General features: G+C 47.1%; 15 protein-coding genes. 5 read left to right on the plus strand and 10 right to left on the minus strand.

All coding sequences use genetic code 11. The features are described from left to right. The first annotated feature begins 198 nt into the window (after window positions 1–198). The 4 genes from AB0763_RS16975 (at window position 199) to AB0763_RS16990 (ending at window position 6,923) form a co-directional block, all read left to right on the plus strand. Window positions 199–1,539, plus strand: coding sequence for a TolC family protein (locus AB0763_RS16975; protein ID WP_306099633.1), 1,341 nt, complete (start codon window positions 199–201; stop codon window positions 1,537–1,539). Next, entirely contained in the window at window positions 1,536–3,239 is a 1,704-nt protein-coding gene (locus AB0763_RS16980; RefSeq protein ID WP_306099634.1) for an efflux RND transporter periplasmic adaptor subunit, read from the plus strand. Before AB0763_RS16975 ends, AB0763_RS16980 begins: the two co-directional genes overlap by 4 nt. Beyond that, window positions 3,236–6,358, plus strand: coding sequence for an efflux RND transporter permease subunit (locus tag AB0763_RS16985; RefSeq protein ID WP_306099635.1), 3,123 nt, complete (start codon window positions 3,236–3,238; stop codon window positions 6,356–6,358). Before AB0763_RS16980 ends, AB0763_RS16985 begins: the two co-directional genes overlap by 4 nt. A 64-nt stretch (window positions 6,359–6,422) precedes the next feature. Continuing rightward, window positions 6,423–6,923: a cupredoxin family protein gene (locus tag AB0763_RS16990; protein ID WP_306099909.1), complete on the plus strand. Its 501-nt coding sequence runs from the start codon at window positions 6,423–6,425 to the stop codon at window positions 6,921–6,923. A gap of 459 nt (window positions 6,924–7,382) precedes the next feature. Here AB0763_RS16990 and AB0763_RS16995 read toward each other — a convergent pair whose 3' ends face one another. Then, complete coding sequence (locus AB0763_RS16995) at window positions 7,383–8,333, minus strand: ADP-ribosylglycohydrolase family protein (RefSeq protein WP_306099636.1); 951 nt, start codon at window positions 8,331–8,333, stop codon at window positions 7,383–7,385. A gap of 469 nt (window positions 8,334–8,802) precedes the next feature. After that, the gene (locus tag AB0763_RS17000) at window positions 8,803–10,017 is read right to left on the minus strand and encodes a DUF1566 domain-containing protein (RefSeq protein ID WP_306099637.1); all 1,215 of its coding nucleotides are present in this window, start codon (window positions 10,015–10,017) and stop codon (window positions 8,803–8,805) included. A 123-nt stretch (window positions 10,018–10,140) separates the two neighbouring features. Here AB0763_RS17000 and AB0763_RS17005 point away from each other — a divergent pair, with 123 nt between their 5' ends. After that, the gene (locus tag AB0763_RS17005; protein WP_306099638.1) at window positions 10,141–11,376 is read left to right on the plus strand and encodes an AraC family transcriptional regulator; all 1,236 of its coding nucleotides are present in this window, start codon (window positions 10,141–10,143) and stop codon (window positions 11,374–11,376) included. 42 nt (window positions 11,377–11,418) lie between these two features. Here AB0763_RS17005 and AB0763_RS17010 read toward each other — a convergent pair whose 3' ends face one another. The 8 genes from AB0763_RS17010 to AB0763_RS17045 form a co-directional block, all read right to left on the minus strand. Continuing rightward, entirely contained in the window at window positions 11,419–13,374 is a 1,956-nt protein-coding gene (locus AB0763_RS17010; protein WP_306099639.1) for an alpha-amylase family protein, read from the minus strand. A 12-nt stretch (window positions 13,375–13,386) separates the two neighbouring features. Beyond that, entirely contained in the window at window positions 13,387–14,277 is an 891-nt protein-coding gene (locus AB0763_RS17015) for a carbohydrate kinase (RefSeq protein WP_306099640.1), read from the minus strand. Between the two features lie 15 nt (window positions 14,278–14,292). Further along, the gene (locus tag AB0763_RS17020) at window positions 14,293–15,132 is read right to left on the minus strand and encodes an HAD-IIB family hydrolase (RefSeq protein ID WP_306099641.1); all 840 of its coding nucleotides are present in this window, start codon (window positions 15,130–15,132) and stop codon (window positions 14,293–14,295) included. Continuing rightward, complete coding sequence (locus AB0763_RS17025) at window positions 15,125–17,290, minus strand: HAD-IIB family hydrolase (RefSeq protein WP_306099642.1); 2,166 nt, start codon at window positions 17,288–17,290, stop codon at window positions 15,125–15,127. The genes AB0763_RS17020 and AB0763_RS17025 overlap by 8 nt, the downstream gene beginning before the upstream one ends. Before the next feature lie 95 nt (window positions 17,291–17,385). Beyond that, complete coding sequence (locus AB0763_RS17030) at window positions 17,386–17,901, minus strand: winged helix DNA-binding protein (RefSeq protein ID WP_306099643.1); 516 nt, start codon at window positions 17,899–17,901, stop codon at window positions 17,386–17,388. A gap of 23 nt (window positions 17,902–17,924) precedes the next feature. Next, window positions 17,925–19,226, minus strand: coding sequence for a TRAP transporter large permease (locus AB0763_RS17035; RefSeq protein WP_306099644.1), 1,302 nt, complete (start codon window positions 19,224–19,226; stop codon window positions 17,925–17,927). Further along, window positions 19,223–19,762: a TRAP transporter small permease gene (locus tag AB0763_RS17040; protein WP_306099645.1), complete on the minus strand. Its 540-nt coding sequence runs from the start codon at window positions 19,760–19,762 to the stop codon at window positions 19,223–19,225. Before AB0763_RS17040 ends, AB0763_RS17035 begins: the two co-directional genes overlap by 4 nt. 268 nt (window positions 19,763–20,030) lie before the next feature. Continuing rightward, a complete protein-coding gene (locus AB0763_RS17045; RefSeq protein ID WP_306099646.1) occupies window positions 20,031–21,014 on the minus strand; it encodes a TRAP transporter substrate-binding protein in 984 nt (327 codons plus the stop codon). Between the last annotated feature and the right edge of the window lie 108 nt (window positions 21,015–21,122).

Consider the following 21,122-nt stretch of genomic DNA (forward strand, 5'->3'; position numbering starts at 1 on the left):
CTCGTTCTTATTTCAAAAGAACTGAATAATCAAATTAACTCAATTTCCAGTTCACTTTTCCGTCCCCCTATCGCTTAAATTCCATCAGATGATCTCGATCATCACTCTCTTTTCACGCGCATTTCCCGCGTGACTCATTCTGTTTGCAAGCGATTAGTTTTGCTAATCACTTACACCTGTAAACGATTGGAATTAAAAGTGAAAATCAAAACCGTATCTCTAGCACTGCTATTAAATACTGTGCTGACACCTTCCTATGCCAGTGAAGGCCAATTGACGTTAAATAACATTATTGAACTTGCGGTAGCCCGTGATCAGGGCGTCGTTCAGCTCAACTTACAATCCTTATCACTTAAGGAAACCGGAATCGCCAGCGCAACCTTGTTAGACCCAAAAGTAAAATTTGGAGTGAGTGGTCTACCTGTCGACAGTTTTCAGCTCGATGATGATGCCATGACCAATATTTCTATTGGACTCTCTCAGCAGTTCAGCCGTGGCGCCACACTCGATTTATCAAAAAAACATTATCAGCAACAGGCTCAGGCGATGAATTATAAGGCAGATCTGCGAAAACTTGATATCGCCAAAAGTATTACGCAGCTGTGGATAGAGCTAAACTACCTGACTCGTGAGCGTGAGCTTATTAATGAAATGCATCAACTCATGCAGCAAATGCGCCGCTTTATTGAGACCAACTACTCGCTCGGTAAAAGTGAAACACAAGACTTGCTTTACGCTGAGCTTCAGGTAAGTCAACTCAACGAGCAAATCCAGAAAAATCGTCAAATGCAACAGCGTATTCGTGCACAACTCTCTGAGTGGGTGGAACCTGAATACCTTCAACAAGCTCAACTAAATGACTCTTTAGAAAACCACTGGCAATCATTGCTCGCTATCGACAAAACCCGCAACTCTGACTCGATGGCGTATTTTGATTTACTGGCAACTCACCCGAAAGTTAAAGCCGTAGAACAAATAATACAGAGCAAACAAACTCAAGTGTCTATCGCTGAGCAATCTTACCGACCTCAGTTCGGTGTTGAAGTGGCATATGCCTTCAGACAAGCGAACAGTATGGATGGACAGCCCGCATCCGATTTAGTCAGCGCTTATTTAACGATGGATATACCTCTATTCACTGATAAAAAACAAGATCGACAATACTCAGCAGCACAACATCGTCTTAGTGCGGCCAAATCTCAAAAAGATCGCCTTTTGGTTCAGATGAATGCCAGAGTCAACACTCTAATTTCCGATAAACACAATTTGCAAGACCGTATTAACCGCTATCAAAAAGTGTTAGTCAAACAAGCCAAAGAACGTACTCAAGCCATTGAACGTGGGTATGAAAATAATACGGCTCAGTTTAGTGAACTCATTAGTGCAGCCAAAGATGAGCTCATGATCGCGAAAGAACAGGCGCGTTTAGTGGCCGACATAAACAACACCCAAAATGAACTTGCCTATGTACTCAACCGCTACGACCAAAATATCACTGAACTGAGTACCGCTTATGAGCTTGAGGAGAACAATCAATGAAATCACTACCTGTAGCTACATTGGCACTGCTTATCGGTGGCATTTTAGGTTTTTCCGCAAATCAATACTTTATGGGCGGGCATGAAATGGGCCCAGGCTCTATATCCGATGCAGAAGAAAAAGAACCTCTTTATTGGGTGGCCCCCATGGATCCTAACTATCGCCGAGATTCTCCGGGCAAGTCTCCAATGGGAATGGACCTTATCCCGGTTTACGATGAAACCTCCTCAAACCAATCAAAGAAAGGCACGGTTAAGATTGACCCAGCAGTAGAAAACAATCTCGGCGTTAAAACCGCCAGTGCCTCTTTCAATAAATTGACACCGCAAATTGATACCGTGGGATACATCAAGTTTGATGAAAGTCGTTTGTGGCAAATCAACAGCCGAGTGACTGGCTGGATAGACCACCTTAATGTGAATACAGTTGGACAACAGGTATCTAAAGGTGATGTGCTTTTTACTCTTTTCTCTCCTGAATTAGTGAAAGCACAAGAAGAATTGCTCAATGCCTATCGCACTGGTCGTAAAGGTTTGATTAACGCTGCGAGAGAGCGCTTGGTTGTGCTGGGGATGGATAAAAACCAGATTAACCAGGTGGTAAAACAAGGACGAACGAGCAAAAACATCGCGATAAACGCCCCTGCTAATGGTGTGATCGCTCAATTAAACATCCGCAAAGGAGGTTACATATCCCCCGCTCAAACAGTTATCAAAGCAGGGCCGCTCGATGAGGTTTGGGTCGATGTAGAAGTATTTGAGCGTCAAGCACACTGGGTTGAAATAGGCACTCGTGCCTCTATGGTACTAGCCGCTATTCCCGGTCGAACCTGGCAAGGAAACGTTGATTATATCTATCCCATTTTAGATGCGAGAACAAGAACGCTTAAAGTGCGCTTAACGTTTTCAAACCAAGATGGCCTACTCAAACCCAATATGTTCGCTAACGTGATACTTCAGGCAGAATCGAAAACACCAGTCCTAACTATCCCACGAGAATCGGTCATTCGTTCGGGGGGGATGACCCGAGTTGTGCTGTCTGAAGGCAATGGAAACTACCGCTCCGCAAGAATCGAGGTGGGCAGAGAAGCCGGAGACGTTATTGAGGTTATTTCTGGCCTATCTGCAAGAGATAAGGTCGTCACCTCCGCTCAATTTATGCTCGACTCTGAATCCAGTCAAACCGCAGAGCTAGAGCGAATCAATGGCGTGCAGGCCAAGAACTCTAGTGTCTGGGTCAAAGGACAAGTTACCGACATGATGGTTGGACATCGCATGGCGACGATTAATCATCAACCCGTTGAAGAGTGGCAATGGCCAGGAATGGTCATGAACTTTCACTTTGCAGAGGGTTTGGATATAGCCATGATTAAACCCGGTCAATCTATCGAGTTTGAAATTCACAAAACCGACTCTGGTCAATATGAAATTCTCGACTTCAACGTCGGCGACTCTGATATTGCCAACGAGGTTTGGAGCTCTGGGAAGATAAGTATGCTCATGGCCGATTTTGGTATGTTAACTGTCGTGCACGACCCCATCCCTGATTGGTATTGGGAAGCGGGAGAAATGAACTTCTCTGTAGATGAGAGCATCAACTTAAACCACTTTACCGAAGGGCAGTCAGTTCGGTTTCTCATCAACCGATCAGATAGTGAGCCCAAATTGGTTGCGCTTGAGCCAGTCGGAGGCAATCAATGATCCCTAACATTATAAGATGGTCCATCAACAATCGGTTTGTCGTCCTTATTTTGACTTTGTTGCTCGTTTTTGCCGGTGTGTTTAGCATAAAAAACACCCCTATCGATGCACTGCCTGATCTCTCTGATGTTCAGGTTATCATCAAAACAAGTTACCCAGGACAAGCCCCGCAAGTCGTCGAAGATCAGGTGACTTACCCATTAACGACAGCCATGCTAGCTGTACCAGGTGCAGAAACCGTACGTGGCTACTCTTTCTTTGGAGATTCCTATGTTTATATCATTTTTAATGATAATACAGATATTTACTGGGCTCGCTCTAGAGTACTGGAGTATCTCAGCCAGGTCTTACCGAACCTCCCTGACAATGCCAAGCCGACACTTGGGCCAGATGCCACGGGTGTCGGCTGGGTTTACAGTTATGTCCTTCAAGACAAAAGCGGTAAACACGATTTATCTGAGCTTCGAAGTTATCAAGACTGGTTCTTAAAATATGAGCTACAAACCGTTAATGGGGTCTCAGAAGTCGCTACCGTTGGCGGTATGGTTAAGCAATACCAAATACACATTGATCCTGCCAAACTACGTGCTTACGACCTCACACTACAACAAGTCAATGAGGCGATTAGACTGGGTAATCAGGAAACGGGGGCATCAGTAATTGAAGTCGCTGAAGCAGAGCATATGGTACGAACAACGGGGTACTTGTCCGGTATAGAAGATATTAAAGCACTGCCACTTAAGGTGACCGAAAAGGGAACCCCATTACTATTGGGTGATATTGCTGATATCAATCTGGGGCCTCAGATGCGTCGAGGTATCTCTGAGTTTAACGGTGAAGGTGAAGCCGTTGGCGGTGTGATTGTGATGCGTTTTGGGGAAAATGCCAGTAATGTCATCAGCAATGTAAAGCAGAAACTTGTTGAGCTTAAATCCAGCCTGCCGGAAGGCATTGAGATTGTTGCCACTTACGATCGCTCAACACTGATCAATAAAGCGGTCGACAACCTGTGGGAAAAACTGGCGGAAGAGTTTTTTGTGGTCGCCATTGTGTGTGCGCTTTTTCTCTATCACATCCGCTCATCGTTAGTCATTGCACTTAGCTTACCCGTGGGTATTTTTTCAGCTTTTATCATCATGTATTGGCAAGGGATTAACGCCAACATAATGTCACTAGGAGGGATTGCGATTGCGATTGGTGCCATGGTTGACGGAGCTATCGTGATGATAGAAAACGTGCATAAACATATTGAGCGAACGCCGTTAACAGATAAAAACCGATGGCAGGTCATTGGGAAAGCAGCGCAAGAAGTCGGTGCGCCATTATTTTTTTCACTTCTTATCATTACGCTGAGCTTTGTACCGGTATTTGCGCTCGAAGGGCAAGAAGGTAAAATGTTCTCGCCACTGGCATTCACCAAGACCTATGCCATGGCGGCAGCTGCAGGCTTGTCTATTACTCTGGTGCCTGTATTGATGGGGTATCTGATACGGGGAAAAATTCTACCTGAGCACAAAAACCCCATTAACCGTTTTCTGATCTCCTTATATAAACCGATACTTAACATCAGTCTTAAATACCCGAAAAGTATCGTGCTTATTGCACTTATCCTGATGTCATCCGCTTATATCCCTATTGCCAAGATGGGGAGTGAGTTTATTCCCCCTCTGGACGAAGGCGACTTAATGTACATGCCGACAACCTATCCGGGTATTTCCATCGGTAAAGCTCGCGAGCTCTTGCAACAAACAAACAAGCTAATAAAAACCGTGCCTGAGGTAAAAACAGTATGGGGCAAGGTTGGCCGAGCAGAAAGCGCTACAGACCCAGCTCCGCTAACCATGATTGAGACGGTTATTCAGTTAAAACCGAAAGAAGAGTGGCGTGAAGGGATCACCACGGATTCTCTAAGGCAGGAATTTGACAATCTCATCCAATTCCCCGGGTTAACCAATGCCTGGGTAATGCCGATCAAAACTCGTATCGATATGTTGTCGACAGGTATTAAAACCCCAATCGGGATAAAAATAGCCGGTCCTGATCTCAAAGTGATTGAAAGCATTGGGGCGAAGATCGAACCTATCCTCGATACCATTGAAGGTACCGCGTCAGTCTATGCTGAACGTGTCGCTGGGGGCAGATATGTGACTATTGATATTAAGCGCAAAGAAGCCGCCCGCTATGGTCTTAGTATCACACAAATCCAGCAAGTAATTTCAACCTCAATAGGCGGTATGAATGTTGGTGAGACAACGGAAGGTCTAGAGCGTTATCCAATTAATATTCGATATCCTCAGACATATCGAGATTCGGTTGAGAAACTGAAAAATCTTCCACTGGTGACACCAAGTGGAGCACATATCGCACTTGCAGACGTGGCGGAGGTCCGTTTTGAAGATGGCCCACCGATGATTAAAACTGAAAATGCGCGTCCAAACGGCTGGGTTTTTGTCGATATTTCTGGCCGAGATCTTGGTTCGTATGTCGCACAAGCAAAACAAAGCGTATCCGAACAACTGATATTGCCAGCGGGTTATTCCCTCGCCTGGTCTGGGCAATACGAATACATGGAACGCGCAAAAGCCCGGCTTAGTATCGTCACACCCGTCACCATTGCCATCATCATGTTGCTTTTGTATTTCAGCTTCAGACGTGTTGGCGAAGTCATGATCATCATGCTCACTCTACCTCTGGCGATGGTCGGCGGACTCTGGTTGATGGACTACCTGAACTACAACTTTTCTATAGCGGTTGGCGTAGGCTTTATCGCCCTATCTGGTGTAGCGGTAGAGATAGGGGTCATTATGTTGGTTTACCTCAATCAAGCATGGCATTACCGAAAGCTTGATTTAAAGGAAAACAAAAAGCCTCTAACATCACAAGATTTGCAAGAATCCATAATCGAAGGCGCTGGACTACGCGTTCGTCCCATCATGATGACGGTTCTCACAGTCATTATCGGCTTAATCCCAATTATGCAGGGTTCCGGAACGGGCTCCGAAGTTATGCAACGTATCGCTGCACCTATGATTGGGGGGATGGCCTCGGCGATCATACTCACCCTGCTGGTTCTGCCAGCAATTTTTAAACTCTGGAAACAGTACGAAGTTAACTCGTAAACACACTCAAGATCTCCTACTTTCACAAAGGGCTATATTAATGAAAACGCAACTGAGGTTTATTATGAAAAAGACAATCAGCACTCTGGTATTAATTCTACTTTCTGGCAGTGTCATTGCAGATGAGCAACACAACCACTCTGAAATGGGCGATATAAAAATGGATCATTCTAACATGGCGATGGAAGGTATGTCTGATGTCGGTATGTCTGCAAAAGGTTCCAAACCAGATAAAGTGGTTTATGTACTCTTATCTGATGATATGACTATTCGCTTCAAGCAAGAGATCACAATTGAGCCAAATGATGTCGTACAGTTTGTAGTGATGAACTCGGGTAACATTGACCATGAATTTTCTATAGGGAGCCCTGCAGAACAAGTTAAGCATCGAAAGATGATGAAAAGTATGGGAAATCACGATCACGACACCGGTAGTAGTGTGACAGTGAAACCAGGCAAAGCAAAACAACTGCTGTGGCACTTCCATGGCGACAACAACATCGAATTTTCATGTAATATCCCAGGTCATGCAGAAGCAGGAATGGTTAAAACCATAAAAATTTAAACACATCCAAGAAGCTATAATGTAAAGGCTGTGATTTCATTTATGAAACACGAGCCCCTTAGCAACTTAGTCGTCAAACCTCGCCCAAATGGGCGGGGTATAAGACGTCAATTTCGATAACCTATTGTACCAATCTGACTAAATCACAGATTAAAAACTCGATAGCGTTGGTCAAAAATAACGGGACACTCACCAATTTCCACCGATCAATTTCATGCGTGTCCCGCACTCTGTGCCTTTCCTAGACTGTCCTACACTGTCTTATACTGTGTTTCACTGCCTTCAATTTTTTACCTTGCCACTTGAAGCGCAGCGATCTTGAAACGAAGTGATCTTGCCTCTGTCTTTTACTGTGTTTGACTGTCTTACACTGTGTATAACTGTCCTTCACTTTTTACCTTGCCACTTGCAGCGCAGCGATCTTGCAGCGAAGTGATCTTGCCCCTGTCTATTACTGTTTCACACTGTTCTAGACTGACTTAACTGCTTACCATAATCCTCAATTTTCTCTCGCCAAGCCAACTTCGCCAGCCAATCGGATGGCAACCCCTCAAGGGAATAAAACGCCCCCGCTAATTGACCATAAATGGCGGCTGTTGTATCGGCATCATCACCTAAATTAGCCGCCAACAGCGCCCCTTCAGCAAAATTATCACTGTGAGCAAAACACCAAAGTGCCGCCTCTAACGCATCGACCACAAAACCAGTCCCATTAATCTCATCGCGCGATTTAGTCACAAACGCTCCTGAGACCAGAGGGAAAAAATCCTCATGAACATGGGAAAATTGTGCCTCAAGAGAAGCGAACAAAACCGCCTTATCGCGCTCACCATGAAACACCTTATCCATTAAATGTGCCATTATTTGACACCCTTGGATCGCTCTTTGCTCAGCGTGGGTCACCACCGAACTTGCTTCTGCCATGGCGAATAAGGTCTCTTTGCTCACCCCTTTCACGGTTGAAAAGAAAACCGCCACGGGTGCCAAACGCATCAAACTGCCATTGCCCGCAGTATAAGACTCCTCAATACCGGCATTAGGGTCGCCAATATCAAGGTAACGATTTATCGCGCTGCTCACGGTATTACCAATATCAAAACAATAGCCTTTGACTGAATTTTCCCCTTCTTCGCGCCAACGAAGGTAACGCTCGATTTGATCTTGAGCATCGTGATCACCAACGGCCAGTAAACTCTCGGCCAAACACAGCGCCATCGAAGTATCATCGGTCCACTCACCCGCATTGAGACGAAACGGGCCGCCACCGACCATATCGGTTAGCGGCACGTAACTGTCTTTGCTCTTAAATTCCAATGTTGTCCCTAAGGCATCACCGAGCGCTAAGCCCAGCATTGCCCCTTTAGAGCGCGAAACAAAAGACGCATTAGAAGCCATTTTGTTGTTATCCATTTCGTTACCCCGTCACCATGTTGACTGCTGTACACCATTTACAGGACACTCACCTATTTCCATCGCTCAATTTCATGCGTGTCCCGCTGTGTTTACCTGTCTTATACTGTGTCACACTGTTCTAGACTGTCCTTCACTGTCTGTTCCTTGCCACTTGCAGCGCAGCGATCTTGAAACGAAGTGATCTTGCCCCTGCTTTGTACAAAAATAGCGGGACACTCACCAATTTCCACCGCTCGATTTCATGCGTGTCCCGCTGTGTTTACCTGTCTTACACTGTGTCACACTGTTCTAGACTGTCCTTCACTGTCTGTTCCTTGCCACTTGCAGCGCAGCGATCTTGAAACGAAGTGATCTTGCCCCTGTCTTTTACTGTGTTTGACTGTCTTGCACTGTGTCACACTGTCCTAGACTGTCCTAGACTCTCCTTCACTGTTCTTTGAGCGAAGCGACCTTGGTTTCCTTTCAATCAATCTGCGTCTCTGACCAAGCGAACCCAGTTATCAATCGAAATATAATCCGACGCCATTTTCGACGCCAATTCATAGTCACTCGGTTGACCCGCTTTGGGATCACTGCGCTGTGCCCCCGCGCCATGCCAATCATAATAAGTCGTCGCCTGTGAGTTTTTCTTACTCCACGCCTGAGCGAACGACACGTAATCTGCAGTCCACTTAAAATCCCCTTGCGTGGTACTGGTCCAAAAATAATAACTGTCTTTTGGCGAGTTAAATTGCTTTAACGTGGTATTAAAATACGCTGTATTAATGGCTGGGAATTGCGTTTTTTGGTAATCCACTAAGCTTTGTAACTCTTTGGCATTAGGGACGCGCCAATCATTGTGGCCAGCTAACTTTGATTGCTTAGCGTACTCGAGCGCCTCGACCCAATTCATTCGTTTGCCACTGTCGTCTTTTGCCCACATCAAATGGGTGGACGTATCGGTGACCGTGCCATCTTGGTTATCCACGTAATGCATGTCATACAGTGTTGTGCTGCCGCGCACTGCTCGCACAAAACAGCCCGGGACAAACATATTATCAGCGCGAGTAATTTCTGTGCCGTCATAAAATAGACCGGTTTCATACGACTTAATATGGCCATCCGAGAAGTTAAAGCCAAAAGCCCCCAGCAAACCGCCGTGCTTAGAAAAATTTTGAATCGCCTCTTTGACATACACGGTACTGGACCAAAATTGCCCCGCGAAAGCTAAATGACGATCGTATTGATAATCAAAGTAATCGGTGTCGATATAAGGTTTACTGACCCCATCATCCCCGGGTTTGATTAATTGGCCCTCCATGTCCGCAAGCGAATACAACTCTTTGATGGTCGGAATGCGCCAATCGTCGTAACCGGCCAGCGTCATATTCTCGACATGTCGCTTGGCCTGCTTTAAAGTACGACGCGTGAAGTCATGAGCTTTTTGCCACATCAATCCGGTGTTTAAATCGGTGACTGTGCCATCGCCATTATCTCGATAGCGCAAACCATGTCCGGGGTGAGAGGCATCCTGCCCGGTATAAACACTTGAAGATGATACCGCCAGCACCTTGCCTTGTGTATCGTAGTGTTGACGTTGCCCAGTCCCCGGTAGCACAGGTAAAAACGTGTCACCTAAGGCCGGCTGAGTGCTCATCAGTGCTGCCGTCATCAGCGATAAAGTGGTGATAGAATGATTCATATGGATTCTGCCTAAATAAGGAACATGCCAGAACACATTAATTGAACCAAGCACCACTGGCGTCCCAATGGCGGTGAATGGCACCTAAAAAAATATCAATTTAGCTTTTTAGAAGGACTTACCTTGAGTGGTTTTGAAACATTAAATTGGGAAATCAGCCTGTTGGGTCTTGCTTGGGCGAGCATGGCCATGATCACTTTCGCCATTCAAAGGCCACCAACACACGCGCAGAAAATTCTGTTTCCTTGGCTCATCGTCTTGTCGTTGCCTTTGATCCATTCCGGGCTAGAATTCCACCATATCGACATCGGACGCTTTTTCTATTTTACCAATCCAACACTGAATTTGTTGCATGGTCCATTGTTATTGCTTTATTTACGCGCTTTAACGCAAACCTCACCGCCACGCCTTACCACTTACGCTGCCCATTTGCTGCCAACCTTGGTTTTTTATGCCATGTATCTACTCATGAGCCACCCAAGTATTATGCGCCCAGCGCCACAGTTTGACACTCAAGCCATGTTAACCTTCACGGCCAACCCATTCGACCCTTGGTTTTTACCGATAATGAAGCACTTTGGCCTGATCAACGCGCTGATATTTTTGGCGTACTCAGTCAGCGCACTGATGGTTTTACACAAGCACCAACAGACGATTTTAGACTACTTTGCCAAACTGTCATGGTCACGGCGTTTAGCGTGGGTCTATAGCTTACCGGCCACGCTTGGGTTACTGTCGGTGATCAACCTCCTTTATAACCTCCAAGACCCCGTCCCCGATACCCTGCCTGTGGTCCGTGTACAATTATTGTCGTTTGTGTTTTTTATCGGACTTCTCACCGTATTTGGGGCGCGTCAGCAACCTGTTTTTTCCACGCATTCACTGGGTGACCCTACTGCAGCCACTTTCAAGGCGACTCATCAGCAACGCCACGACAACCCTACCCGCCAAACGCCACACCATCCTACCATTGCGCCACAAGCACGTGCTATCGTAGCGCACTTACAGCGCACTCAAGCCTTCACCGACAGTGAGTTCTCTCTCTATCAACTGGCAGAGCAGCTCAACCTCCCTTATCGAGACGTATCGAGAACCATCAATCAAGGGCTAGGCAAAAACTTTTATCAATTGATCAACGAACTGCGCCTAAGCAAAGTGAAATCCTTGCTCGAGTTAGGTGAGAAAGGCACCATCATGTCGGCTGCCATGGCGTGTGGTTTCAACTCAAAATCGAGTTTTAATCGCCAGTTTAAGCAGCGCTACGGTGTGACCCCGTCACAAGTACAACGACAAGCCAAATTCGACAATCAAGAGAAGGGTGACTCTGCAACTGAGGAAAAGGTCAGCCGGCTAAAATAAGACGCCGGCTTTCCTCTACTCCAAGTTAAAGCCTGGCGGACATTACGCCAATTTTAGCCAATAAAATTGAAAACCACCCAACACCAGTGATTGCTCGTAAAGAGTTGGTGAGGTGCCCGTCCAAAGGTCGACCAATTGATGATGTACCACATACTGAGATTTGGTCATATCGTGTAAGGAAATGGTCTGCGGCTCGAGCGACATATTGGCAATCACATACACCTTTTCTGATGGATTTTGCACATCGTAACGCACAAACCCAAACACGTTATCATTGTTGAGCTCGAGTAACTCGCGATTGTTGAAATCGGCAAACGACGGAGTGGCTTTGCGGATCTCAATCAACTTGCGGATATCTTGAAAAATACGTTGTTGTACCGTCCCCTCCTGGTGGCGGCGTTCAAGGTGTTGCCAATCAAAACGCGGCCTGTGCAACCAGCGAGAATCATGACTCTTTTGCTCGTCAGACTCAAAGGAATAATCGTTGAGCATCCCCACCTCATCGCCGTAATAGAGCAAGGGAATACCGCCAAAGGACATGATCAGGCTGTGCAGCAAGGTAATGTGACGGCAACAATCGTCGACCCGTTGTGGATCGTCGGATGCCAGTGCCTGCTCTAACCCCACAAGCGAGGCTAAAGAGCCTGAAATTCGCGCATCACCGGTTTTGTCATTTTGACCAAAAATACGCCCAGTGGCATCCGAGCTCGGATGTTGACCGGTAAAGTAATCGATGAGAAATTTGCGATGCCAATAAGCGTCATAACCAATGTGGTAAATGTCGTTGTCATCAAAACCAAAACCGATGTCATCGTGACAACGCAAATAGTTAAGCCAAGTTGCTTGCTCGAGCTTGCCCGGTAAACTGCGGATCCCTTGACTGAGCAATTTGGCGTTTTTGGTCGCCACGGCATCCCAAATCAGCGCCATGTAGGTCGCGTTATAGGCAATTTCACACTCTTTGGCCACCACCGCATCTTCACCAAAATACTTGATGATTTCGGTGGGCGATACGATAGCTTCAGCGATAAACAGCAGTCCCGGCGACACAATCTGACAACAGTCTTTGAACAGTTGTAAAATCAAATGGGCTTCTTCTTCGTTTTGACATGCCGTGCCCATTTTTTTCCACAAAAAAGCCACCGCGTCGAGGCGCAAAATATCCACCCCTTGGTTGGCCCAGAACAAAATATTTTCCAACATTTCGATAAACACCGCCGGATTGGTGTAATTTAAGTCCCACTGATAGGAATTAAACACCGTCATCACCCATTTGTTCATCTGCTCATTATAGGTAAAATTGCCGGGGTCTTGCTCGGGGAAAATATCCGGCATGGTGTGCTCGAACATGTCGGGAATGTCGCGATTATCAAACATGTAATAACAATCTTGATACTGCTTATCACCGGCTTTGGCTTTCATCGCCCATTGGTGTTGATCGGACGTGTGATTAACCACCATGTCTAAAGCGATCAAGGTATCGGTTTGATTGCAATGATTGATAATATTAAGCAGTTGCTCATTGGTGCCGACGCGTTCATCGACTTTGCGAAAATTACTCACCGCATAACCGCCATCACTTTTGCCAATTGGGCACTCCATGATGGGTAAAATGTGAATAAAGTTGACCCCGAGTTCAGAAAAATAGTCGATTCGAGAGGTTAAGTCCTGTAAGTCTTTGGCAAAACCATCGGCGTATAAGGCCATCCCAACCCATTTTTGATCCAAAAACCACTGATGATTTTCTTCTCGCTCGCGATCTTTTTTGCGCAGCTCTGGGCTGCGTTCAATGTAATTGATGGTCAACACTTCAACTAGATGGCGCAAGTGGGGATAAAAATCATCGCGATTGCCGTACAAGCGTTCAAACAAACCGTGAATGGCGTAAAAGTTCGCCCCTAAGCGACTGTAGAAAAAACGCAGCTCTTTTTCGCCCAACTTAGGGGCCAGATCGTCAAAGATTTGATTGAGCAGCGTATGGGAGACGGGTTCATACATAGTTCACCTCCCTTATAAGTGCCAAAAATTAATAAAATCTTGATAGATCGTTATATCTTCGACCACCGCACCGGGTTGGGTGACAATGTAACCGGCAAACTGATGCGCGCGCTCTAAAGTCTTTAACCAATCCCATTGGTTGATCACCCCCATGATCACCACAGAGGTGAATGCATCTCCGGCGCCAACCGGAAAATTGGCCTTGTCCAACGTGTGGAAATCTTCTGCGGTATCAAAGCGTTGATCTTCGCCGTCAAACAAACTCGCCCCTTGAGCCCCGCGTGTCACCAACAAATTAACGATATCGAGTGATTGCTTTAATGCCAACGCTTGCTCTTGCCACTCCCCCTTCTCAATAGGAGACAAGGTATAGAGCTCATCGAGACTCAACTTGACCAATAAGCCACAATGCAAACTGGCCAGAACATCGTCTTTACTCCAATGTGGCGGGCGCAGATTGACATCGATAATGCGATCATCGCGGCTGTGAGTCAGCAAACGATCCAATGCCCGTTTCGAGGTGTGATTGCGACACGCCAACGAACCGTGGTAAAAATAACCGCTTTGTGGTTCAGGAACTTGTTGTTCATCAATATCATCCCAAGCCACAGGGCCCACGATATCGTAGTGAGGTTCACCGTCGATCATCTCGACCGCCACGGTCCCGGTGGGCAGTTGCGAGTTGATCTGAACGTATTGCTGAGACAGACCCCATTCCTGCATTTTATGCTGCAGCGTCTTGCCCAGTTCATCGTCGCCTATCGAGGTGACCAAGTACGGCGAATAACCAAACCCCTGTAGGTGCCAAGCCACATTTAAAGGGGCACCACCTAACACCGGCGCTTGCTCGGGAAAGCAGTCAAACAACACCTCCCCAAATAAATAGATTGATTGTTGTTTCATTGAATACTTACTCCATTAAGTTAATTCAAAGCGAAATTGCGGGAAAAAGTGATGCAATCCTTCGATGATCCCCGCACTGTAACAGCCGTTGAGCTCTGGCGATTCACCTTTAGCCAAGTACAACGCATCACTGTTACCTTGTTGTTTGGCCATGGCAATGGCTTTACTCTTGATGGTCTCGGTCGCATTGGCCACTAATACCGAAGGAAAGTGGCTAGCCAATACTTGAATATCATTGCCACTGTCGCCAGAAAACAGCACCTGATTCGGGTCGAGTGCCATTTGCTCAATGACGTATTCTAAGGCATACAACTTATTGGCTTGGGTTGGTAAAATATCAATCAGACCGTGATTGTCATATTCATTTTCACTGGCAATACAGTGACAGCGTAACTCGTTATCTTGGATGATTTGCTCATACTCAGCCAACACCCCCTCTAACGCCTCGACCGGTTCGATCATAAAACTCAATTTAAACTCGCCCTGATGAAACTCGTCTTGAGCCGTCACCTGCTCAGAAAGGGGAAACAAACGACTCATTTGCTCACGCGAATAGCCATCCCAATCTTGGCGAAGGCGCTCACGCCACCCTTGCCACTGCACCCATTGCTCACCGTCACGGGAATAAATGCTCGAGCCCACATCGGCAATCAAATAATCAGGTAATGGCAGTTGATATTGTGCGATCGCCTCATCGACCAATGTTTTATCTCGGCCTGTGGCATAGACAATAATGGTATTCGGGTCTTGCGCTAACCGGTGGAAATGCACCCTCACTCCAGGGGATTCCTGCTGCACGCCATTGGGTAACAAAGTGCGATCAAGGTCGGTACAAATTAATAGTGGATTACTCATTACCCTCTCCTGCACCAAAAAAGTCAAAGTGCTCTATCGCTTCCAAAATGCCGTTGGCGTAATTTTTTTCAGCAAAATAAATCGCTTTTTGTTCTATGTAATCTGAAAGCTGTTCGTGTTTTCGGTTATTGACAATCACATTGAGCATGTTGCCGCCAAGCATGTCCTCATCGGTCCCTGAGCCGCCTGCAACCAAAATGTTTTGCAGTGGGATTTCCCACAAACGCGCCACATAGCGAAGCGCCAACCCTTTCGAGGCTCGTACGGGCAGCACATCAATAAAACGCTCATTAGACAAAAACACATTAACGGTTTGTTCTTCCTTGCGAAGGGCGGCAACAATGTCCTCGTAGGTCACCTCATCGGAGACCATTTCGTAGGCTAATTTAAACTTGCTTTGCTGGTCTTGAGGCAAGCGTTTCAGGCCTTTAAACTTCGACAAGATGCGCCGTATCGCTTTGCTATTCCAGTTGTGATCTATGTACTGTCGCCAATCGGTACTTGGGTTGAGTTCGCGAGAAAAATAAATTTCGGTGCCCAAACTGCAGATCAAAATATCCGGTTTTGGCAAGCCGTGCTTTTTCATCACCGCCAACACACTGTCTAAAGGCCGCGCTGTGGCAATGCCAAACGCACACTCTTTGCGCTTGCTTTTCATCAGCTTAGAAAAATCTTGTAAGCCATCACTTTGCGGGCTAAGCAAGGTGCGATCTAACCCCGACACCAGCATTCGTGGGACATGACGCGAGGCTAAACGAATTTCATCTTGGGCAATAACCGTCGCCGGCGTCGAAGCAAGGCGTTTGACTTCTTTGAGGTACTGTTTGGCGTGGTGCTGCCAAGAATATTGCTCTGCGACATTTTTAATGCCGTTTTGTGAATATTGACGCCACTTGTCGGGGTCAGTTAACAGTGATTCTATAGACTCGCCAATCTGAGTGACGTTTAAAGGGTCGACCAACAAGCCGCATTGACAGTTGTGCACAATATCGACAGGACCACCGTTTTCGGTTGCGACAAACGGCAACCCACAGGCCGCCGCTTCGAGCAAAGTCAAACCAAAGGGCTCAGTCAGCGCTGGATTGACGAACACCCCCATCGAATTGGCAGCCATTTTATAAATCATGGGTACTTCTTCGGAAAGGTGGTGCTTGGGCAACGCGACTTTGCCGTACAGATCGTAGACATCGATCAGCACCATCAACTCGCTCAAAACGCTTTGAGCTCCTTCATCCATTTGGCGCACATCGTCGCGATTGCCGGCAATGATCACCAAGTTGGCTTTTTCTTGTAACGTAGGATTCTCACCATACGCTTTGAGTAAGGAGGCGATGTTTTTTCGCGGATCAGGGCGCGACAAGGCCAAGATCATCGGTTTGTCCGCGTCGTCGAGAAAGCGACTGATCGACTTTCGGATCTCCGAAACTGGCTCACCTAACTGCGGCGGGTGAAAATCATCCAATGACGTCCCGGGCGGGATCACCTTCATGGCATTGGGTTTGTAAAAGTCGTAGAGGTCGTATTGGTCACTGATTTCTTGATGGGTACTGGTGATGATCATGTCCGCGTTGGCGAGCACGCTTTCTTCGGCATAAATACGCTGAGAAATGTTATATTTTTCTTCAACTTGCTGCCGGCTCATGCCGCTGGCTAACAAACGTTTTCGCTTATCTCGGCCCAACGAATGGCCCGTGTGCACCAGTGGGATCCCCGTTTGTAAGTGCAATTTTGTCGCGACGTAACCGGCATCGGCATAGTGGCTGTGCAGCACGTCGGGCATGCGGTCTTGCTGGCGAAAATAATCGAGTAAGTTATCGGCAAAACTGTCGAGATAATCCCAAAGTTTTTCTTTGGCAAAATAGGTTTCTGAAGGGCCGCCATCAATGCGAACGATCCGGCTACCTTGGTTGAGGGATTCACTGAACGTGGAGTAAATTGCATCGATATGCGGGTCTTGAATACGACGGGTGATCAGCTCCACTCTGCTCACTTGCGGGTTTTTACCCAGCGCTTTGGCTAAGTCGACTACGTATTTGGTCTGGCCGCCGGTATCGGCATCTCGGCCTAATTCTAAATCTGTGCCCCTTATCAATCCATGTATGCTTATTAATGCGATATATAACTCATCTTCCTTAAGGTCTTTCGCACCTGGAGCCATAGTTTTTCCCCTGTGTTTCTAATCACACGGTAGAGTATAGCACAAGGTTAAAAATCATGCAGTTAAATAACAAAAACTGCATGATCCGACGACTTTTACAGCGATCGCACCGCCCGAGAGGCTTGATCGTAAAAGCCCGATAACGTCCGCATCGCGCTGGCAATGTCACCGAGTTGTTCATCCATGCCGAGCTTTTTAATCGCATCGACCAACAACTGCTCGCGGGTTTCTTTGTAGCGGTTACAAAAATCTTCCCCGGCTTCCGTCACCGAATAAAAAGTATCTTTGCCCTGGCGCCGACCTTGTACTAGTTCAAGCTTAACCAGTTTGCGCACCGAATAGGACACCGTGTGCAAATCATCAATATTCAGCGTAAAGGCCACATCGGCGATGCGCTTAGGACGCTCGCGATGATACACATTGTGCACCACCATAATATCGAGCGGACTCAGCTCAGAAATCCCGGTGGCGCTACTGCAAGATTGCATCCAACGATGAAAGGCATTGTTCATCATAGTTAAGGCGTATTCAAATTCACTGAGTGCCATCCCCTCTGCTGTCGCAAGGTGTGAAGAAGAGACAATCGGCCTTTTAGTCACTGGCTCATTCATAGACCATTCTCCCGTTCTCTTAGTTATTTCGTCATTGTCATCGGTAGCCAGGTGACCAACTGTGGAAACGCCGTCACCACCACCACCGCCAACATTAACACAAAGAAAAAGGGCAGTGCCGCTTTGGCCACATATAAGATATCTTTGCCGGTCAAACTTTGGATCACAAACAAGTTAAAGCCAACCGGAGGGGTGATTTGCGACATTTCGACCACCAGCACAATGTAAATACCAAACCACAGAGGGTCGATACCCGCTTGGGTCACCATGGGCAATACGACGGACGTCGTCAATACCACTACCGAGATCCCATCGAGAAAACACCCGAGAACGACAAACAAAATGGTTAGGAAAAACAACAGCATGTATGGAGATAATTCGAGAAGTGCAATGTGCTCTGCCAACATTCTCGGCAAGCCGATAAAGCCCATCGCCACGGTTAAAAAGGCCGCTCCCGCCAAAATAAAAATGATCATACAGGACGTTTTCACCGCCCCCATCAAACTCTGGACAAAGGTGTCTAAGGTCAAGGTACGGCTGGTAAGCGCGAGAATCAATGCCCCTAACACCCCAAATGAGGCCGCTTCTGTTGGCGTGGTGATCCCGCCGTAAATTGAGCCTAAAACAAACACCACCAAACACAAGATAGGGATCAATTTGACCAAGGCTTTGCCCTTATCCGCCCAAGTGTATTGAATGGTGGATTTAGGGGCAATTCTAGGGTGGGCTAATGACCAATAAATGGTAAACGCCACAAACATCGCCAACAGCATGATCCCGGGGATGGCTCCGGCGATGAACAGACGGCCAATCGAGACTTCTGCCGACACGCCGTAAACAATTAAAATAATCGATGGCGGGATCAAAAGCCCCAACGTGCCTGAGCCGGCTAAAGTACCGATCGCCATCTTGTCATCAAACCCTTGGCGCTTTAATTCTGGCAGGGTCATTTTGCCGATCGTCGCTGCAGTGGCCGCCGACGAGCCCGACACGGCGGCAAACATGCCACAACTGAGAATATTGACGTGTAACAACGAGCCAGGCACTCGATTGAGCCAAGGGGTCAGGCCTTCAAACAAGTCTTTAGACAAGCGAGTGCGAAACAAAATCTCGCCCATCCAAATAAACAAGGGCAAGGCGGCCAATGACCAATCTGAAATCGCGCCCCATGTCGTGGTGGCATAGATAAGGCCAAACGATTGATTGCCCAGTAAGCTCATGCCGACAATGCCGACAGACACCAAAGACAAGGCGATCCAGGTGCCGCCCGCCAGTAAGGTAAATAGGACGATCAGGGCTATTACGCCAATCATTAACTCATTCATTGGCCTTCTCCTGATATCGTATTTTGCTGTACGAGTTGTTCTTCATCTGAGGCGGGAATCGCTTCTGCGCCGGTCAGGTAACGAATTAACGTATCCACCACCGATACGGCAAACAACAGCGCCCCCAAGGCGGTAGGGAATTGCACTAACCACAAGGGCATCGGAATATAGCCGTGAGTAACATCGTCAAATAACCAAGATTCATAGACCATGTAGCCAAGCTGATAGCTCAAATAAACCGACAACACAGAGGCAAACAGCAAGACTAAGGATTCAACGATACGCAAATAACGCGCCCCAAGCCGCTGGGTAAACAAGCTGACACGAATATGTGCCCCTTGGCGAAAGGCGTAGGCCAAGGCGAGAAAACTCGCAGAAGCCAACAGATAGCCGGCCAAATCTTCACTCGATGGAATAGCGACGCCAAACCAGCGCCCCACGACTCGGGCCAAAATAATAAGGCAAATTAAAACAATACACAGCCCGGAGACTGCGCCCGACCAGCGGTACAATTTATCCAATCCATCACGCATCATCGAACTCCCTGTTCTGCGTTATTGTGGTTCTCGTTACTTGTTTTTAGTCTCGGGTTGCTGCGGCACACCCATGACGTAAATAACGGGTCTTCTTTCGTCATTCTCTGACTTGTGCCGTTTATCACTTGTTGAATACAGGCTATTTAACACTGCGCAACTCACTTAGTCTGTGATAAAGGTCTGTGATAAAGGCTTGAAAGCCATTTAAAAAGCAACAAAGCGAGCGCTCAGCTCACGCCGTGCGCCCGTTTGCTGTATGATCACAGAATTATTGCTGTGATTGATAATAGCTGTCGAGAACCTGAGATCCGGTCGCGCCAGCTTCTTCTTTCCATTCATTGGCCATCACAGCACCGATGTCTTGCAGCGAGGCTTTAAGCCCTTCATTTGGCTGTGACACTTCGATACCGTTCTTAGCAAGCCCTTGAGTTTTTGACACGGTTTCTTCTTCGGCCATTTGCCAACCGCGCTGCTCGGCTTTTTTCGCTGCATTTAGGAGTTCAGTTTGCACTTCTTTTGGCAAACGCTTAAAGGAGCGCTGATTGACGATCACCATGTTTTTGGGAATCCAAGCTTGCACGTCGTTGTAATAGCTGAGGTAATCCCAGGATTGAGAGTTAACCCCTGTGGTGGAAGAGGTGATCATCATGTCGATAATTCCGGTCGAGAAAGCTTGAGGAATTTCGACATTTTGTACTGTGGTTGGCGTGGCTTCGAGCAACACAGCCAAGCGAGACAAAGTTGGGCTGTAAGCACGCATTTTGGCCCCTTTCATGTCCTCGACATCCACCACCGCTTGCTTGCTGTAAATCCCTTGCGGTGGCCATGGCACCGAGTAAAGCAGCATCATGCCATCTTTGTTTAACTGAGCTTCTAACGCCGACTTGGAAGCGTCATACAAGGCCTTCGCTTGATCAAAGTTGGTGGCGAGAAACGGCAGGTTATCCAACTTATAAATGGGGGCTTCGTTGCCCAAAATGCCAATGAAGACTTCGCCAATTTGCACCTGACGCGTTTTAACCGCACGCGCAATTTCAGGGTGTTTGATCAAAGACGAGCCGGTGTGAACCACGATGTTGAGTTCCCCATCGGTCGCCGCTTTCACTTCTTTAGCAAATTCAACGATATTTTGTGTGTGGTAAGTGGCATCAGGGTAAGGGGTGGCCATATCCCAACGCGTTTCTGCGTAGGCACTGCTGGCACTGAGTAACGTTAACGCGAGTAGTGACTTGTTCCATTTAGAGCATTTCATTGCCTTCTCCTTAGAGTGTCCTTGGCGAATTTCCTTTCCATATTAACCGAGCCGACGGGCAAACAACGTTCAGTAAGCGTGCGCGACGCTTATTGATGAATTTGATGA

It is taken from the genome of Vibrio sp. HB236076, assembly GCF_040957575.1.
Classification (GTDB): domain Bacteria; phylum Pseudomonadota; class Gammaproteobacteria; order Enterobacterales; family Vibrionaceae; genus Vibrio.